A 16,972-nucleotide genomic window follows, 5' to 3' on the forward strand; every position below is an offset into this window, starting at 1 on the left:
CGCTTCCTATAATCGCATCAACATCCGGGAGCGCCAAGACGCCGGTTTGGAGGAAGATTAAAAATGATAAAAATCCAGGTTAACGGTCGTAATCACGAATTAAGTCAGGACCTCGCCTCGACGCCATTATTATGGGTGCTGCGCGATAAACTTAAATTGAAGGGCACCAAGTTTGGGTGCGGAAAAGGCCTGTGCGGAGCCTGTACCGTTCATTTTAACGGTAATCCGACCCGTGCCTGCCAGTTACCCCTGTCCGCTGCGTCCGGTGGTCAGGTCAGGACGATAGAAGGCCTGTCGGAAAACGGTGATCACCCGCTGCAGAAAGCCTGGATCGAGGAGGACGTGCCCCAGTGCGGATATTGCCAGCCCGGGCAGTTGATGTCCGCGGCCGCGCTGCTCGCCTCGGGCGCACCGGTCGATGACGCCTCCATCCGCGCTGCCATGTCCGGCAATATCTGTCGCTGCGGTACCTACGGGCGTATCGTCCGGGCGATCAAGCGTGCCGCTGACGAAGGAGGCCGGGCCTGATGAAAAGCCGTCATGTACAGGACATTCGGCCGGCGCGGCGCCGCTTTCTCAAGCAGAGCGCGCTTCTGACCACCGGTCTTGCGGTAGGCTTTCACTGGATGCCTGGCGCTGTCGCAGGCGACGAGGGTAACAGGCTGGCGCCTTTCGAGCCCAACGCCTGGGTGCGGGTGCTGCCGGATGGCACGGTGAAGCTGGTGGTGCACAAGCACGACTCCGGTACCGGGACCCGCACCGCACTCGCGGCCTGTGTCGCCGAGGAGCTGGAGGTGGATCCGATGGCGGTCGAGGTGATTACCCCCGAAAACCCGTTCTTCGAGGCCTACATTCATCCGGTCTGGCACGTCTTCTCGACCGGCGGTAGCACCAGCGTCTCGCTCGAGTACGACCGGTTGCGCCAGGCGGGTGCCACGGCGCGGGAACTGCTCGTCGCGGCGGCGGCAAAACGCTGGGGCCTGACGCCGGACCGGTGCCGCGCGGTCGACGGCCGGGTGGTGCATGCCGGCAGCGGTCGTTCCGCCGGTTACGGTGAACTCGTCGACGATGCGGCAAAGCTGCCTGCGCCGGACTCGGTGGTCCTTAAAGCCCCGTCGCAGTTCCGCTACATCGGCAAACTGCGCCACAAGCGGGACGCCGCCGCCAAGGTCCGCGGGCGATTGCGCTACAGCATCGACGTGGATCTGCCGGACATGCTGGTTGCGGTCATTCAGCGGGCGCCGGTCATCGGTGCCCGCGTTGATGGCCTGGATGCCGCAGCCGCGCTGGCGGTGCCCGGCGTGCGTCAGGTCATCCGGGTGCCGGCACGTCCCGATGTGTTCGGCGGCAATCAGGAGGGCGTTGCGGTACTGGCCGAAGACTACTGGTCGGCGCAGCAGGGCCGGGAGGCGCTGCAGGTGCGCTGGAGTGCGAGTCCCTTCTCTGAGTTCGACAGCGAATCGCTGCCGGGGCGTTTTCGCGCCGTGCTTGACGAGCCCGGTGCACCTTTGGTCAGAACGCTTCAGACCGGCGACGCCGACAGTGCCTGGCCGGTGGCTGCACAGCTGCTGGAGGCGGATTATGCCATGCCCTACAAGGCTCAGAACCCGCTCGAGCCGATCTGCATCACCGCCGAGCTGGTCGATGGCCGGCTGTATTTCCGTGGCGGCGTCCAGGTGCCGTCCTTTGCCCGCGAAGCCGCAAAGGCGGTCTGCGGGCTCGACGAGGACAGCGTGGTCATCGAGGAGCTGATATCGGGCGGCAGTTTCGGCGCCAGGGAGGCAAAGTACTGGCTGATGGAGGTCGCCTACCTGGCGCAGCAGGCCGGTGCCCCGGTTAAATTGATGAATAGTCGCGAGGACGAGGTGCGGGCGCTGTTCGGCCACGCCGCCACGCTGCACCGTCTTGAGGGCGCGCTGGACGGCGACGGGCGCCTAAGCGCTCTGCGCCTGCGGGCGCTGTCGCCGGCATCCGGCGAGCAGTGGGAGCCGGGATACGACGAGCGTCCGGATCATATGGATTACAGCACCACCGAGGCCATTTCCGCCTGGGACTTCGCGTACCGCGCGCCGCATCTGGATCTTGGCTGGGTTCGCCATGAAACCGGTGTCCCGACCGGTTGGTACCGGTCGGTCAGCTTCATTCCGAACGTCTTTGCCGTGGAGAGTTTCATGGACGAGCTGGCCCATGCCGGCGGGCGGGACCCGCTGGCATTCAGGCTGGCTCATATGGAGGAGCGTCCAAGGCATGTGCGAGTGCTTATGAAGGCGGCGGCGCTTGCGGGCTGGCACCGTCCGCTGCCGGAGGGCACCGCTCTCGGACTTGCCACCAATCAGGGATATGGCAGCTTCGTTGCCGTGGTGGCGCGGTTGTCCCGCAGGGACGGTGTTATTAAGGTCGAGCGGCTCAGCTGCGTTATCGACTGCGGACTCGCGGTGGCCCCCGGTGGTGTCGAGGAACAGGTCTATGGCGGGTTGATGTGGGGCCTCGGTCACGCGCTGTTCGACCGGCTCGACATCCGTCGTGGCGAGGTGGTGCAGAGCAACTTCCATGACTACAGGGTCGCGCGGATGTCGGACATGCCTGATATCGAGATCCGGATACTGGAAGGGGATCGGGACAACCCGTCCGGCGTCGGCGAGCTGACCAGCCCGCCAGTGGCACCAGCGCTCGCCAATGCCATTCATCGGCTGACCGGGCGGCGCCTGCGCAGCACGCCGCTTGACCTGACCCTGCCGGGCTGAAGGTGGCGCCATGAATCTGAGGTTATTGCGTTACTTCGAAGTGCTGGCCGAGGAACTTCACTTCGGTCGGGCGGCTGCCCGGCTACACATATCCCAGCCACCGCTGAGTCAGCAGATTCGCCTATTGGAGGAGGAGCTGGGCACACCATTGTTCGAGCGCAGTCACCACCGCGTTGAACTGACGGCGGCCGGTCGTGTGCTGCAACGGCAGGTGCCGCTGGTCTTCAATCAGCTCGAACGGGCGTTGGATCTGACCCGGCAGGCGGGGCGGGGGCAGGTCGGCGAGCTGGCAATCGGCATGATCAGCTCGGTAATGGTCGGCGTTCTGCCGCGGGCCCTGAGTCTGTTTCGCGAGCGTCATCATGCAGTCGAGTGGCAGTTGTTCGAGATGACGCCTGCCGCGCAGCTGGACGCGCTCAAGCAGGGGCGAATCGACGTATGCGTGTTCCGGGGGCGTTACGATGACCCGGAACTGCGTAACGAGTTGCTGATGTGCGAACCGATCCAGGTCGCGCTGCCTTCGGACCATCCGCTCGCGATAAAGACGGCGATAGCACCGAAGGAACTGGCCGAAGAGCCTTTCGTGGCGCTGGAACTCAAGCAGTCGCATTTCGCAAGCCTGCTCTATCAGAGCTGCGTTCATGCCGGCTTTACACCGAAGATTCGGCAGCAGGTGATCGAGGTTCAGACCCTGCTGAGTCTGGTGCGGGCGCATATTGGCGTGGCCGTGGTGCCGGCCTCGATCGCGCAACTGGCGCCGGACGGTGTCGTTTTTCGTCCCATGGAGCCGTCGTTACCAATGGTGCCGCTGTACGCGACCTGTCGGGCTGATGACGACTCCCCGGTGCTGAAGCTGTTCCTCGATACGCTGCATGAGCTGGTGGTCGAGCAGGCGCAGGAGGCGGGACAGTCGTCGCCGGCCGTTCCGGCAATGATGGGGGAGATGTGAACGATGAACAGTATCGATCGGCAGGTCATCGACTCGGCTCTGCGCTGGAACCAGTCCGGTGAGCCTGTCTGGTTCTGTACGGTGCTGTCGACCTTCGGCTCGTCGCCGCGCCCGCCGGGCTCGATGTTCGCGGCCGTGGACGCTATACGGCACGCGGGTTCGCTGTCGGGCGGTTGTGTCGAGGAAGCCTTTCTCGAGCGGCTCGAGGCAGGAGGCTTCGCCGCCGAGGCCGAGATCGTCGCCTACGGCGACGGCGGTGATGAGAGCCGGCGCCTCGGTTTGCCCTGTGGCGGTGTGCTCAGGGTTCTGGTGGAGCGGCTGGCGCCGACACCCGGTACGACAGCGCATCTGCAAATGCTGCAGCGGGCGCTGTCGGATCAGCTTCGTGTTGTCAGGCGGGTTGACTGCCTTGGTAATCGGTCCCTCGAGCCTGATGTCGAGCAGGGGCCCGTCGTCGATGTCGGCGAACGGGATATTCGGGTGCGTGTCGGACCCCTGACGACGCTGCTGCTGGCCGGCACCTCGCCGGTGGCCGCTTACTGCGCGCAGTTCGCGATGGCGCTCGGCTTCGAGGTTCTGGTGTGTGACCCCCGCGAAGAGGCGCGGGTCCGGTTTGACGTTCCGGGCATAGAGGTTCTGCCGCTGTTACCGTCTTCTTATATCGCGCAGCATGGCTGCCATTCGAACACCGCGGTGGTCGCCTTAACCCATGATCCCAGGATCGACGATCTGGCGATGATGGAGGCGGTGCGTACCGATGCTTTCTATCTCGGGGTTATGGGCGCGGCGGCGACATCTGCCAGACGGGCCGAACGCCTGGCGCGCATCGGTGGTCTGACACCAGAACAGATCGCCCGCATTCGCATGCCGGTGGGCCTGCCGATCGGCAGTAAGACGCCAGCGGAAATCGGGCTCTCGGTGATGGCCGATATTGTTCGTACGCATGCGGGCTTGCAGGTCGAGGCGGATAGTTAGCGCCCAAGGCTCTTAGATGGGTGGAGCGGCGCTGCGGCAGAGGGCGATCATGTCTCGATCAGGGGGGCTGTATCCTATATGCGGTTTCGGGCTGGCGAGTCATCGATGGAATCCGTGATCCACGAGCAGTCACCATCGACGGGAGATTGCGTCAAAGCATCGCTACATCCAATGTACTACTCTTGTTGTCGTAATTTGTTAAGTTTTTGTCCCAAAGTACCATGGTATGTGGCGCTGGCAGATTGCTATCCTCGTTAGAGAGGATACGTTGAGTGTCCCCTTCGATAACAACAAAGAGGAATCGACTTATGTGGACGAAACCGGCCTACACCGACCTGCGCATCGGCTTCGAAGTCACCATGTACTTCGCCAACCGTTAAGCGGTCGCGTTTTCGGCCCCCGACGGGGGCCGCAGAATCCCCACAGGCAGGCCGCGCCTGCCTGATTCCGACAGACAGCCGAAGATCACCATAACAATGAAAATTCAGATACTCGGTTCCGCGGCGGGCGGCGGCTTTCCGCAGTGGAACTGCAACTGTCACAACTGTCATGGTTTGCGTCAGGGTACCCTCAACGCCCGACCCCGCACCCAGTCTTCCATCGCGGTGAGCGCCGACGGCGTCAGCTGGATACTTTTCAATACCTCACCGGATATCCGCGCCCAGCTGGAATCCTTTGCGCCGTTGCAGCCGGCCCGCAACGTTCGCGATACCGGCATTGCCGCCATCGTGCTGATGGATAGCCAGATCGACCATAGCACCGGCTTGCTGATGCTGCGCGAAGGCTGCCCCCACGACGTCTGGTGTACCGGTCGTGTGCACGAGGACCTGTCGCAGAGCTTCCCGATTTTCCGCATGCTCGAGCACTGGAACGGCGGCCTCAACTGGAACCCCATTCCGGTCATGCCCGGCCAGAGCAGCTTCGTCATTCCGCAGGTGCCGGAACTGACCCTGACTGCCGTACCGCTGACCAGCAGCGCGCCGCCGTATTCGCCGCATCGCGCCGATCCGCACCCGGGAGACAATATCGGCATGCTGATAAGTGACCGGCGCAGCGGCAAGTCGCTGTTCTATGCGCCGGGTCTCGGTGTCATCGAGCCGCACCTGCTGCCCTACATGGAGGAATCCGACTGCCTGCTGGTGGACGGCACCATCTGGCGCGACGACGAGCTGATCCATGCCGGCGTCGGTACCAAGCTAGGCCGCGACATGGGCCATCTTTCATTGTCCGGGCAGGGCGGCATGATCGAGTTTCTCGACAGCCTCGAGCGGCCGCGCAAGGTGCTGATACATATCAACAACACCAATCCGATTCTCGACGAAGATTCCGCCGAGCGCGCGGAACTCGAACGCCACGGCATCGAGGTGTCGTACGACGGCATGTCTATCGAACTCTGACCGCGGAGGCAGACGGATGAACAGCATTGTCACAGAGCGCCAGGACCTGGCGCCGCTCAGTCGCGACGAGTTCGAACGTGCGCTGCGCGCCAAGGGCGACTACTACCATATCCACCATCCCTATCACCGCGCCATGTACGAGGGCCGCTGCACGCCGGAGCAGATTCGCGGCTGGGTGGCGAACCGCTTTTACTACCAGATCAGCATCCCGGTGAAGGATGCCGCCATCATGGCCAACTGCCCGGATCGGGAAACCCGGCGCCTGTGGGTGCAGCGGGTGCTGGATCACGACGGTTACGATGGCGCCGAGGGCGGCATCGAGGCCTGGCTGCGTCTCGGCGAAGCCGTGGGGCTGACGCGCGAGGAAATCCTGTCGCAGGAGCATGTGTTGCCGGGGGTGCGTTTCGCCGTCGACGCCTACGTCAATTTTGCCCGCCGCGCCACCTGGCAGGAGGCGGCCAGCTCGTCGCTGACCGAGCTGTTCGCGCCGACCATCCATCAGTCGCGGCTCGATAGCTGGCCGCAGCACTATCCCTGGATCGACGCCAATGGCTACCAGTACTTCCGCAACCGCCTGACCGAGGCGCGGCGCGATGTCGAGCACGGTCTCTCGATCACGCTGGATCATTACCGTACCCGGGAATCGCAGGAGCGGATGCTGGAAATCCTGCAGTTCAAGCTCGATGTGCTCTGGAGCATGCTAGATGCCATGACCATGGCATACGAACTCGGCCGGCCGCCCTATCATACGGTGACGGACGCGCGGGTCTATCACCGGGGGCTCTGGCAATGAACGAGAGCAGCATCCCGAGTTTCAATCCACTGTTTCGCTTCCAGTGGGAAAAAGCGCAGGACTGCTACGTGCTGCTGTATCCGGAAGGCATGATCAAGCTCAACCCCAGCGCCGGCGAGATACTGGCGCTGGTCGACGGCAAGCGGACGCTGGGCGAGATCACCACACAGCTGGAGCGCAAATTTCCCGACGCCGGCACGCTTGGCGACGACGTGCGCGAATTCATCGGAGTGGCCCATGAACAGAACTGGATCCGGCTGCAGTGACGGCCTGGTGCCCCGCGGGCAGGAAAAATCCGCCGGCCAGCCGCTCTGGCTGCTGGCGGAGCTGACCTACAAGTGCCCGCTGCAGTGTCCCTATTGCTCCAACCCGCTGGATTTCGCGGGGCAGGGCGAGGAACTCACCACCGAGCAGTGGATACGGGTGTTGCAGGAAGGGCGTGAGCTGGGCGCCGCCCAGCTCGGCTTTTCCGGCGGCGAGCCGTTGGTGCGTCAGGACCTGGTCGAGCTGATCCGGGAAGCGCGCAGCCTTGGCTATTACAGCAACCTCATTACCTCGGGGCTCGGCCTCAACGAGCACAAACTGGAGGCGTTCCGCGACGCCGGCCTCGACCATATCCAGGTCAGTTTTCAGGCCAGCGACGAGGAGGTCAACAACATGCTGGCCGGCTCGGAGAAGGCGTTTGCCCAGAAGTTGCGGATGGCGCGTGAGGTCAAGGCGCACGGCTATCCGATGGTGCTGAATTTCGTCACCCACCGTCACAACATCGATCGCATCGACCGGATCATCGAGCTGTGCATCGAACTTGGCGCCGACTACGTCGAGCTGGCGACCTGCCAGTACTACGGCTGGGCGCTGCAGAACCGGGCGCAGCTGATGCCATCGCGCGGGCAGCTCGAGCGCGCCGAGCGCATCACCAACGAATACCGCGAGAAGCTCGCCGCCGAAGGCAACCCGATGCGGCTGATCTTCGTCACGCCCGACTACTACGAGGAAAGGCCCAAGGCCTGCATGAACGGCTGGGGGCAGATTTTTCTCACCGTGACGCCGGACGGCACAGCACTGCCGTGCCACAGCGCGCGCCAGTTGCCGGTCGAATTCCCCAACGTCCGGGATCGTTCGCTCGGCGATATCTGGTACCGCTCTTTCGGCTTCAACCACTTCCGCGGTTACGAGTGGATGAAGGAGCCGTGCCGCTCCTGCGACGAGAAGGAGAAGGACTTTGGCGGCTGCCGTTGCCAGGCCTATCTGCTGACCGGCGACGCCGCCAATGCCGACCCGGTGTGCAGCAAGTCGCCGCACCACGACCGCATACTGAGTGCCCGTCAGGAAGCCGAGCGCCCGGACGAGTCCCCCTTTACCTATCGCAACGAGCGCAACAGCCGTGTCTTCTGTCGCAGCTGAACCGCTGGATGCGGCCCGGGCCTGCATGGCGCAGCGCGACTATGCCGCGCTCAAGCTCGGACGTGACGGCCTTTACTGGGTGCAGTACTGTCCGGAGGACGGCCGCAACCGCATCGTGCAGCTGAGCGGTGGACGCCAGCGCATGCTGACACCGGAAGGTTTCAGCGTGCGCAGCCGGGTACACGAGTACGGTGGCGGCGCCTGGTGTCTCGCCGGAGACAGGCTGTTGTTCGTCAACGATGAAGACCAGCAGATCTGGTTGCAGCCGTTGTCCTGCCAGGGGCGTGTCGTACCGCCGTTGCGTGTCACCGATACGCCGGACTGCCGTTACGGCGATCTGCTCTGGGATCCGCACCGCCGCCTAGTGATAGCCGTGGCCGAGCAGCATGCGCAGGACGGCGTTCACAACCGTCTGGTGGCGGTGTCGCCGCACAGCGGACAGCAGCGCGTGCTGGCACAGGGGCACGATTTCTACAGCTCACCCAGCCTGAGTCCCGACGGTCGTTTCCTGGCCTGGCTGGCCTGGGATCATCCGCATCAGCCCTGGACCGCGACCCGACTTTACCGTGCGGTGCTGGAGCGCGACGGACGCTGTCACGCCGCCGAGCTGATGGCCGGCAAGGACGCGACGGAGTCGCTGTTTCAGCCGGGCTTCGACGACGATGGCGTACTGCATGTGGTCAGTGACCGCGGCGGCTGGTGGAATCTGTACCGCCTTGCCAACGGGCGCTGGCGCAATGTCTGTCCGCTGGATGCGGAGTTCGGCGTGGCCCAGTGGCAGCTCGGCCTGTCGACCTGGACCAGTCCGGAGCCCGGTCGCTATGGCTGCAGCCTGATCGTCAACGGCGCTGGCCGCCTGCTCGACATCGGTCGTGGCGGTGAGGCGCGACGTCTGGTCGCCGGCTTCTCGCTGTTCCGCTCGCTGTGTTCGGACAGCCGTCGTCTCTATGCCATTGCCGAGGCGCCGGACCGCCAGGTCGCGGTCATCGCCGTCGACCGCGAGAGCGGCGCCCTCGAGATACTGGCCGGCGGTGAGCGTCCGGATCATGCATTGTCGTCGCCGGAGGCTTTTCACTGCGACGTCGGCGCCGAGCGCGTGCATGGTTTCTTCTATCCGCCGCTGGAGGCCGGCGCCGCGGCACCGCCGCTGCTGATCATGACTCATGGTGGCCCCACCGCAACCAGCTATCCGGTCTATCGACCGGCACTGCAGTACTGGACCGGTCGCGGATTCGCGGTACTGGATCTTAACTATCGTGGCAGTGCGGGCTTTGGCCGGGCCTATCGTCACCGGCTGGCCGGCAGCTGGGGACAAACCGATGTCGAGGATGTGGCCGCCGCGATCGGCGCCCTGGTCGAGCGGGGGGCGGTGGATCCCGCGCGGATCCTGATACGCGGTAACAGCGCCGGTGGCTATACCACGCTCAATGCCCTGGCCTCGCTCGGCAACATCCGTGCCGGCGCCAGCCTCTATGGCGTCGCCGACCCCGGGGCGCTGCGCCAGGTAACCCACAAGTTCGAGTCGCACTACCTCGACTGGCTGCTCGGCGACCCGGAACGCGAGGCGCAGCTGTATCGCTCGCGCTCACCGCTGCACCGTGCCGAGGCCATCCGCTGTCCGGTGATCTTCTTCCAGGGGGCGCGGGATGCCGTGGTTCTGCCGGATCAGACCCGGCGCATGCACGAGGCGCTTAAGGCCCGCGGTGTTGCGACCGAGCTGCATCTGTTCGAGGATGAGGCCCACGGCTTCCGGCTGGCGGCGAACCAGATCCGTGTACTGGAGCGGGAACTGGCCTTCTATCGCGACCAGATCGGCTGAGCCCCCAAGGCTTTTCAATCCCCCCGATACCCTGACGGCTGCCATGGAGGCCAGGTCCAGTCAGGCAGTGCCCAGGAGAGCTCCATCGCACGCTGCGGTGGCTGACCTTTGACTCCCGGACTGGCCAGCTGATTTTCCGTTAATATTGCCTTAAGCTTTCTACCCCAGGCTCGGGCCTTTTGGACGACGTTCGACGATGGATCTGTTGCTGATCGAAGACGATGAACTGCTGGGTCGCGGTATCCGCGAAGCGCTGTCGCAGGACTACCGGGTCGAGTGGTTTCGCGACGGGCGTCAGGGGCTGGCCGCATTGCTGGACCTGGCGCCGGATCTTGCGGTCCTCGACCTGGGGCTGCCGGGCATGGACGGTCTCGAGGTGCTGCGCGAAGCGCGGCAAAAGGGGATCGAAACGCCGATCCTGATCCTCACCGCCCGGGACGGTATCGAGGATCGTATCGAGGGGCTGGACCGGGGGGCCGATGACTACCTGCTCAAGCCCTTTTCGCTGGCCGAGCTCGAGGCCCGGCTGCGCGCCCTGTATCGCCGGGCCCGCGGCCGCAGCGACGACAAGCTGCAGTACCGTGATCTCGAGATCGACACCCGCCAGCGTCAGGTCACGCTGGATGGCGCGCCGCTGATACTGAGCCGTCGCGAGTACGAGCTGCTGATGCGCCTGATCGATGCCAGGGGGCAGGTCATGACCCGGCGCAAGCTCGAAGAACACCTCTATGGCCTCAATGAAGAGCTCGAGAGTAATGCCCTCGAAGTCCATATCCATAACCTGCGCAAGAAGATCGGACGGGACCTGATTCATACGGTGCGCGGCGTCGGCTATATGATGGACCGGGACTAATGCGCTCCATCCGACGTTTTATGCTGCTGACGCTGCTGCTGCTGCTGTCGTTGAGCGCCATGATCACGGTGTTCTGGACATACCTGCACAGCAGTCACGAGGTGGAGGAGGTATTCGACGCCTCCCTGGTGCAGAACGCCAAGGTGCTGCATGGACAGGTGATCGCCTACCGCCAGCGCGCTGCGTTGCAGGAGCTACAGCGATCGGTCAGCCTCGAACGACTCGATCAGGCGCCCGATGATGATGACTACCACAGCGGCAACGCCAACGACCCGGGCCATCCCTACGAGTATCAGGTCGGCTTTCAGGCCGGCAGTCTCGACGGAGAACTCTGGGTCAGTACACCGCCGGACTTTCCCGTCGTCGAGCGGGTCGAGCCTGGGTTCATGACGGTCGGCGAGGGCGACAATCGCTGGCGTCTCTACACCCTGCGCAACCCGGAGCTTGGCATCTGGGTGCGTTCCGGCCATCGCATGGCGGTGAGGGACGAGCTGACCGGGCAGATAGCCGCCAAGCTGCTGTTGCCGATCGTGGTGGTGCTGCCGGGACTTTTGCTGTTGCTGAGCCTCGGTATCCGGCGTGGACTGGCGCCGCTCGAAACCATTCGTCAGAGTCTGGCCAGCCGGCGCAGCGACGACCTTCAGCCCCTGCCCAGCGAGCGCTTGCCGTCGGAGCTGGTGCCGGTGGTCGGCTCTATGAACGACCTGTTCGCGCGCGTGGCGTCGACGCTGGACCGCGAGCGCCGTTTTACCGCCGATGCGGCCCACGAACTGAGAACGCCGCTGGCGGCACTGCGTATTCACCTGGAAAAGCTGCGCCTGCCGGAAACGCAGTCTGCCGACCTGATGTGCAGTATCGACCGCATGGAGCGGGTCGTGACCCAGCTTTTGATGCTGGCACGGATCGAGCCGCAGCGCGGCAAGGTGCCGCTGAAGCCGCTGAATCTGTCGCAGCGTTGCTGCTCGCTGGTGGCCGAACTGTACCCGAAGGCGCTGGAACGGGGGCTCTCGATCGAATTCGAGGAGGGCGCGGACCTCCAGGTAGCCGGCGACGAAACCCTGCTGGATATACTGCTGCGTAACCTTATTGAAAACGCGATTCGCTACACTTGTGCCGAAGATGTCATACGGGTGCGCCTGTCGCGGGAATCGGACCGGGCCTGCATCGAAGTGATCGACCATGGCCGGGGTATCGCCGAAGCCGATCGGCAGAAAGTGCTGGAGCGTTTTTATCGGGAAGGCCGCCAGAGTGTCGAGGGCGCCGGTCTCGGGCTGTCGATCGTGGTGCTGATCGTCGAGCTGCACAACGGTGAGCTGAGGCTTGAAGAAACCCCGGGCGGCGGGCTGACGGTGCGGGTATTGCTGCCGGGTATTTGATTGTTCTTGGGCAAGGCCCTGATGTCCGCACGTACAGCCCGAAAACCGACGCAATTTCCAGCATGCTCGGCTGCAGACAGTGGTCGTTCGTCTGGTGATGGGACCGGATCCGCAGCGGCAGTTCCCGAAGCCTGCTCAGTAATAACGTGCCTTGACGCTCCACCGCTGCTCGCCCTCGCGACAGGCGATGACCTGTTCCTCGTTCCACTCGTCTCCGATCACCAGGCGTTCGCTGAATTCCCTGCAGTAGTCCCCATCCGGGGTGCGGAAGGTGCGTGTCGGCGTGATAATGACCCGTTCGCGGCCCTGACCCTGCCAGCTTGCAGTGCTGCCGCTGCGCTGATGTTCCAGCACCTGGTCGACAAGCAGTTGCAACGCCTGTCTTTCCCGAGGTCCTAGCTCATTGGCCTGGCCTGCGGTTTCGAGCTTAATTTGGCCGGACAGCCAGTAACCGCCAGCGCCAGCAAGCGAGATTGCAGCCAGAAGCAGCAGACAACAGGGTTGCCAGCGCAGTGGTTGCGATGTGCCGAGCCACTTGCAGAACAGCGCCCAGAAACTGTCGCTCGGACGGACCTTTCCAATGCGAAGCGTCGGTACCCTCTGCGCCGCTATCGGTGCGTAGGCCTGTCTCAGCAGGCGATCGAGCGACTGCAGCGATTCGGCCTGCCGTTGCAACCGGGGTTCCCGCGCCAGCCGTTCGGCGAAGGCATCCCTGTCGGCGGCGGGGAGTTCGCCATCCATCCAGGCTTGCAGTTGCAGTTCGTCTTGACGGGTCATGGGGGGCTCCTTTTCAGCTGCCGGCCATTTTTCGGGAGGTGCCGGCCTCGAGCTGTTCGAGCAGCGCGCGTCGGCCCCTCGCCAGGCGGCTGGTCAGTGCCGGTTCGGAAATTTCGAGCACGCCGGCTGCCTCGCGGTAACTCAGCCCTTCGACCGAAACCAGCAGAACGGCCAGCTTCTGGTCGTCCGGCAACGTCTCGATGCAGCGCTGCACGCGTTCCAGCAGCAGGCCGCTCTCGGCATCCTGCTGTGAACGCAGGCTGCTTAGCCGGTCGGGGTCGGTGACGGGCAGGTGGAGGCCGCGCACCCGGTCAGCGCGTCGCTGGTTCAGCCAGAGGTTCTGAATGATGCGGTACATCCAGCTGTCCACGCGGGTGCCGGGCTGCCACTGCCTGATCGATTTCAAGGCACGCTCGAAAGCGGTCTGCACCAGTTCGTCGGCCTCGTCGGACGAGCCGCAGAGGCCATAAGCGAATCGCCGCAGGCGTGGATACATGCCGATCGCGGTTTCGATGGCCTCGCGGCGACTGAGCGGCGGGAGCTGGGTGAGATCCTGTTCCGGACTATGCATCTTGGCTGCACTTAGCGGCTGTTGTCGGGCATGGTCTCTCTGTCATGGCGACACTTCGTTCATGAGAACTCTGTCACGACAACACCTCGGCGAGCTTTTTCTCGCAAAAGAAAAAATTTTATTTTTTGCGAGAATCCCGGCCCTGGCGTGTTGTACCTCCAAGACTGGCACAGAACGGCTGATCTGCCAGCGAGGAGGCGAAATGAACGGTCGATATCCAGCGGTCATAATGCGACGTAATTGCCTGACCGGGAAGCTGATCCGGGTGACAACCTGCAGTGCTCTGGCTCTTTTGATGACGGCAGGCCCTCCGGCGCATGACAACCAGGGGGGATACTTCGGCTACGCGTCGGTTTATGCCAGCTCCTGTTTCATCGGCAGCGTCCGGATACTGATGGCGGACGGTCGCGAGCGAGCCATCGCCGATGTCAGGGTCGGTGACAGGGTCGTCGGGCGTGATGGCCGGGTCAACCGGGTGTGCGCGATCGAGCGGGTTCCCCTTGGCGGACGGCGACTGTATTCCCTGAACGGAGGGGCCGCCTTCGTCACGGCGGAGCACCCTTTCATGACATCGCGAGGCTGGCGCTCGATCGATCCGGAGCAGACTGCGCGGGAGAATCCGGCATTGCGCATCGAGCGGATTCAGGTCGGAGACCGGCTGGTTCGTGCCAGGACCTGGGACATGCGGGCGGCATTCGACGGTAATGCGGCTCTGGCGGCCGTTATCGACGTCGAGTTTGCCGATGAGCTGCTGCGTGACATCGAATCCCAGGAGGCGCCGGCCTCGACCTGGGTGTACAACCTGATCCTTGACGGCGATCACAGCTACGTCGCCGAGGGCTATCTGGTGCACAACAAGGGCGGCGATGGCGGCGATGGCGGTGGCGATGGCGGCGGTGATGGGGGGGGCGACGACAGTGGCGGTGATAGTAGTGGCAGCAGCCGGGACGACAGCGGCAGGGACGACAGCGGCAGGGACGACAGCGGTCGGGATGACAGTGGCCGGGATGACGGCGGCCGGGATGGCAGTCGCAGCGGGCGCGAAGAACGTGGAGGCCGGGACGATGTGCAACGGGCGTCGTCCCGGGACAGCGACGACGTTCGAGGGCGCGGCCGTGGGCGTGGAGAGCACGGCTTTCCCGAACGCGAACCGGGCGACCAGCGCCGTGGCCGTGGCGCCGACGATGCGGTTGAAGGGCATCGCAGTGCCGGCGCTCACGAGCAGGGGGCGGGCGTCGATGATGACCTCCACGATCGGGGGCGGGGGGCGGATGATGCGGTCGAAGGGCATCGCAGTGCCGGTGTTCACACTGAAGCGGCGTCGAGCCGTACGACCCGGGGGCTCGAGGACAACCCCGAACGTATCGGCCGTGACGATTCCCCCGGCAGTCGTGACCGCAGCCGTGGCGCCCTGTCCGGCACCGATCTTACGCCCGAGCAAGAGGCGGCAGCCATCGAACGGGGCTGGAAATAGGGGCGTCACGGGAGGCAAAGCACATGAGTAGCGTATTCAACTGGGGTGGAACCTGGCTGCTGGTCGCCTCGCTGTCGGGTTGTGCGTCGTCTGGCGCAGGCCTTGGCGGTGCCCCGCCACTTTATCAGCGAATGAGCGATGGCGATGTGGAACTGGCCGATGCGACGGTTCAGTTCGCGCTCGACAGCACGCCAAGCCGGCAGCAGAGCCGATGGCACAATCCGCTCAGTGGCAATGAAGGGATGGTAACGCCATTGCGCAGTTTCAAAACGGAAGGCGGCATCTTCTGTCGGCACTACAGCGAGCTGATAAGGGTCGATAGCGAACAGGAACGATACGAAGACACCGCCTGCCGGGCTGAGGATGGCGTCTGGTACCCGCTGTAAGCGCCTGAGCGCCTGCTGGCGGGCTGTGCCGACCCGTCGCCGGTTACTGGCTTAGCAGGGTGTTGAAAAACGTTTTCGAGGCAGTCGAGGCATATGAAGTGCCACTACGGCTCCACCCATCCTGCGATTTGCGCAGGGCCCGATACCCTGCCTGAAACCTGTTTTTGACGCTGCATTCGGCAACGCCTAGCCCGGCGGGCGGCCATCGCCCTGGTCGCCCGCTCGTTTATGTCGCGTTGGGTAAGACTATCTTAAGACTTGGCACCGATGATGGGGGCTCAGACCAAGACGGAGGCTTTACCGTGAAGAAACTGCTGCTGATGCCTGTTGCTTTGATGCTTGCTACCCCGGCCTTTGCCGGCCCGACCTGTACCGATGCTGCGCGCGACGGCTGGATACCGGCCGATGAAATGAAGCAACGTATCGAAGCCGAAGGTTATAGCATCAAAAAATTCAAGGAAACCGACGGTAATTGCTACGAAATCTACGGTTACGACAGCGAGAACCACAAGGTGGAAATCTATTACAATCCGGTCGATGCCCGGGTGGTCAAGAAGGAGATTGACGACTGATGAACAGGCCAGCGCTCGAAACCAAACTGATCTGGGATCCGGTCGTCCGGCTTTTCCACTGGAGTCTGGCGCTGGCATTTCTGCTCAATTATGCAGTGCTGGAAGAGGGCGAGGACGCGCATGAGTGGGTGGGTTACTACTGCCTGGCGATCATCGCGGTGCGCGTCGTCTGGGGCTTTGTCGGCCCCCGCAATGCCAGGTTCAGCGATTTCTTCCCGACCCGGGCGGGGGTCCGCCATCACCTGTCGCTGCTGAAAAGCGGTCGTATCGAGGCGCACGAGGGGCACAACCCCCTGGGTGGCTTGATGATCCTCGCACTGATGGCAGGCGTGACCCTGACCGGCATCAGTGGCTGGATGCAGGGGCTCGACGCCTTCTGGGGCGAGGACTGGGTCGAGGAATTGCACGAGGTCATGGCCAATATGACCATGCTGCTGGTGCTGGTTCACGTATCGGCAGTGGCGCTGTTCAGCTGGCTGGGGCCGGTCAACCTGGTGCGGACCATGATCACCGGTCGGCGCAAACAGTAGGAACGGCGCAGCCAAACCCGGGGGCACTTCCCCGCCGCGAACATCGCGGGCACTTTGCCGGAGGATTCGCGGCGCAGGGCCCCACAAACCCTGCTTTTGTGCATCCGTGCACACGCAGGATAAGTACATCCATAAACCCTGCTTTTGTGCATCCATGCACACGCAGGATAAGTACATCCATGTACAAAAAAACGCCGGTCAGGCGACCGGCGGGAATACAGCGGGCAGAAACGAACAACAGAAATCTTTGCCCGACCACGGCAGCGACGCCTCAAGGCGGGACCGGCGTGTCCCGCTCGTCGTTCGGTGGCCGGTAAAGAATGCCACCCGATTGGCAGCGCCGCATTCGTCC

18 protein-coding genes are annotated in these 16,972 nt (G+C 63.7%); 16 read left to right on the top strand and 2 right to left on the bottom strand.

Annotation, left to right across the window (positions count from 1 at the left end; all coding sequences use genetic code 11):
* The first annotated feature begins 63 nt into the window (after positions 1 to 63).
* From IEX85_RS17200 to IEX85_RS17255, 12 genes are all read left to right on the top strand, one after another.
* Complete coding sequence (locus IEX85_RS17200) at positions 64 to 528, top strand: (2Fe-2S)-binding protein (protein ID WP_188861854.1); 465 nt, start codon at positions 64 to 66, stop codon at positions 526 to 528.
* Positions 528 to 2,744, top strand: coding sequence for a xanthine dehydrogenase family protein molybdopterin-binding subunit (locus tag IEX85_RS17205; RefSeq protein ID WP_188861855.1), 2,217 nt, complete (start codon positions 528 to 530; stop codon positions 2,742 to 2,744). Before IEX85_RS17200 ends, IEX85_RS17205 begins: the two co-directional genes overlap by 1 nt.
* 10 nt (positions 2,745 to 2,754) lie before the next feature.
* Complete coding sequence (locus IEX85_RS17210) at positions 2,755 to 3,693, top strand: LysR substrate-binding domain-containing protein (RefSeq protein WP_188861856.1); 939 nt, start codon at positions 2,755 to 2,757, stop codon at positions 3,691 to 3,693.
* A 3-nt stretch (positions 3,694 to 3,696) separates the two neighbouring features.
* A complete protein-coding gene (locus tag IEX85_RS17215) occupies positions 3,697 to 4,668 on the top strand; it encodes an XdhC family protein (protein WP_188861857.1) in 972 nt (323 codons plus the stop codon).
* 308 nt (positions 4,669 to 4,976) lie between these two features.
* Positions 4,977 to 5,048: a pyrroloquinoline quinone precursor peptide PqqA gene (gene pqqA, locus IEX85_RS17220; RefSeq protein ID WP_003243383.1), complete on the top strand. Its 72-nt coding sequence runs from the start codon at positions 4,977 to 4,979 to the stop codon at positions 5,046 to 5,048.
* 96 nt (positions 5,049 to 5,144) lie between these two features.
* Entirely contained in the window at positions 5,145 to 6,065 is a 921-nt protein-coding gene (pqqB, locus tag IEX85_RS17225) for a pyrroloquinoline quinone biosynthesis protein PqqB (protein WP_188861858.1), read from the top strand.
* A 16-nt stretch (positions 6,066 to 6,081) separates the two neighbouring features.
* Positions 6,082 to 6,858, top strand: coding sequence for a pyrroloquinoline-quinone synthase PqqC (gene pqqC / locus IEX85_RS17230; RefSeq protein WP_188861859.1), 777 nt, complete (start codon positions 6,082 to 6,084; stop codon positions 6,856 to 6,858).
* Positions 6,855 to 7,124, top strand: coding sequence for a pyrroloquinoline quinone biosynthesis peptide chaperone PqqD (pqqD, locus tag IEX85_RS17235; protein ID WP_188861860.1), 270 nt, complete (start codon positions 6,855 to 6,857; stop codon positions 7,122 to 7,124). Before pqqC ends, pqqD begins: the two co-directional genes overlap by 4 nt.
* The gene (gene pqqE, locus IEX85_RS17240) at positions 7,096 to 8,262 is read left to right on the top strand and encodes a pyrroloquinoline quinone biosynthesis protein PqqE (protein ID WP_188861861.1); all 1,167 of its coding nucleotides are present in this window, start codon (positions 7,096 to 7,098) and stop codon (positions 8,260 to 8,262) included. Before pqqD ends, pqqE begins: the two co-directional genes overlap by 29 nt.
* A complete protein-coding gene (locus tag IEX85_RS17245; protein WP_229721982.1) occupies positions 8,243 to 10,081 on the top strand; it encodes an alpha/beta hydrolase family protein in 1,839 nt (612 codons plus the stop codon). The genes pqqE and IEX85_RS17245 overlap by 20 nt, the downstream gene beginning before the upstream one ends.
* Positions 10,082 to 10,277: 196 nt before the next feature.
* Positions 10,278 to 10,934 (top strand): response regulator, encoded by a 657-nt coding sequence (locus tag IEX85_RS17250; RefSeq protein ID WP_188861862.1) that lies wholly within the window; start codon positions 10,278 to 10,280, stop codon positions 10,932 to 10,934.
* Positions 10,934 to 12,310: an ATP-binding protein gene (locus IEX85_RS17255; RefSeq protein WP_188861863.1), complete on the top strand. Its 1,377-nt coding sequence runs from the start codon at positions 10,934 to 10,936 to the stop codon at positions 12,308 to 12,310. Before IEX85_RS17250 ends, IEX85_RS17255 begins: the two co-directional genes overlap by 1 nt.
* 135 nt (positions 12,311 to 12,445) lie before the next feature.
* Here the strand turns inward: IEX85_RS17255 and IEX85_RS17260 are convergent, their stop codons facing one another.
* The gene (locus tag IEX85_RS17260; protein WP_188861864.1) at positions 12,446 to 13,087 is read right to left on the bottom strand and encodes an RT0821/Lpp0805 family surface protein; all 642 of its coding nucleotides are present in this window, start codon (positions 13,085 to 13,087) and stop codon (positions 12,446 to 12,448) included.
* A 13-nt stretch (positions 13,088 to 13,100) separates the two neighbouring features.
* Positions 13,101 to 13,658 carry an RNA polymerase sigma factor gene (locus IEX85_RS17265; protein WP_188861865.1) on the bottom strand — a complete coding sequence of 186 codons (558 nt, stop codon included), beginning with the start codon at positions 13,656 to 13,658 and terminating at the stop codon, positions 13,101 to 13,103.
* A gap of 295 nt (positions 13,659 to 13,953) precedes the next feature.
* Between IEX85_RS17265 and IEX85_RS17270 the strand changes: the two genes are divergently transcribed.
* The 4 genes from IEX85_RS17270 to IEX85_RS17285 all read left to right on the top strand — a co-directional run bounded on the left by IEX85_RS17270 (position 13,954) and on the right by IEX85_RS17285 (position 16,620).
* A complete protein-coding gene (locus IEX85_RS17270; protein WP_188861866.1) occupies positions 13,954 to 15,132 on the top strand; it encodes a Hint domain-containing protein in 1,179 nt (392 codons plus the stop codon).
* Between the two features lie 23 nt (positions 15,133 to 15,155).
* On the top strand, positions 15,156 to 15,518 hold the full coding sequence (locus IEX85_RS17275) for an RT0821/Lpp0805 family surface protein (protein ID WP_188861867.1): 363 nt from the start codon (positions 15,156 to 15,158) through the stop codon (positions 15,516 to 15,518).
* A 302-nt stretch (positions 15,519 to 15,820) separates the two neighbouring features.
* Entirely contained in the window at positions 15,821 to 16,090 is a 270-nt protein-coding gene (locus tag IEX85_RS17280; RefSeq protein WP_229721983.1) for a PepSY domain-containing protein, read from the top strand.
* Positions 16,090 to 16,620, top strand: coding sequence for a cytochrome b/b6 domain-containing protein (locus IEX85_RS17285; RefSeq protein ID WP_188861868.1), 531 nt, complete (start codon positions 16,090 to 16,092; stop codon positions 16,618 to 16,620). The genes IEX85_RS17280 and IEX85_RS17285 overlap by 1 nt, the downstream gene beginning before the upstream one ends.
* The last annotated feature ends 352 nt before the right edge of the window (positions 16,621 to 16,972 follow it).

Source organism: Marinobacterium nitratireducens, assembly GCF_014645375.1.
In the GTDB taxonomy this organism is placed as follows: Bacteria; Pseudomonadota; Gammaproteobacteria; order Pseudomonadales; family Balneatricaceae; genus Marinobacterium_A; species Marinobacterium_A nitratireducens.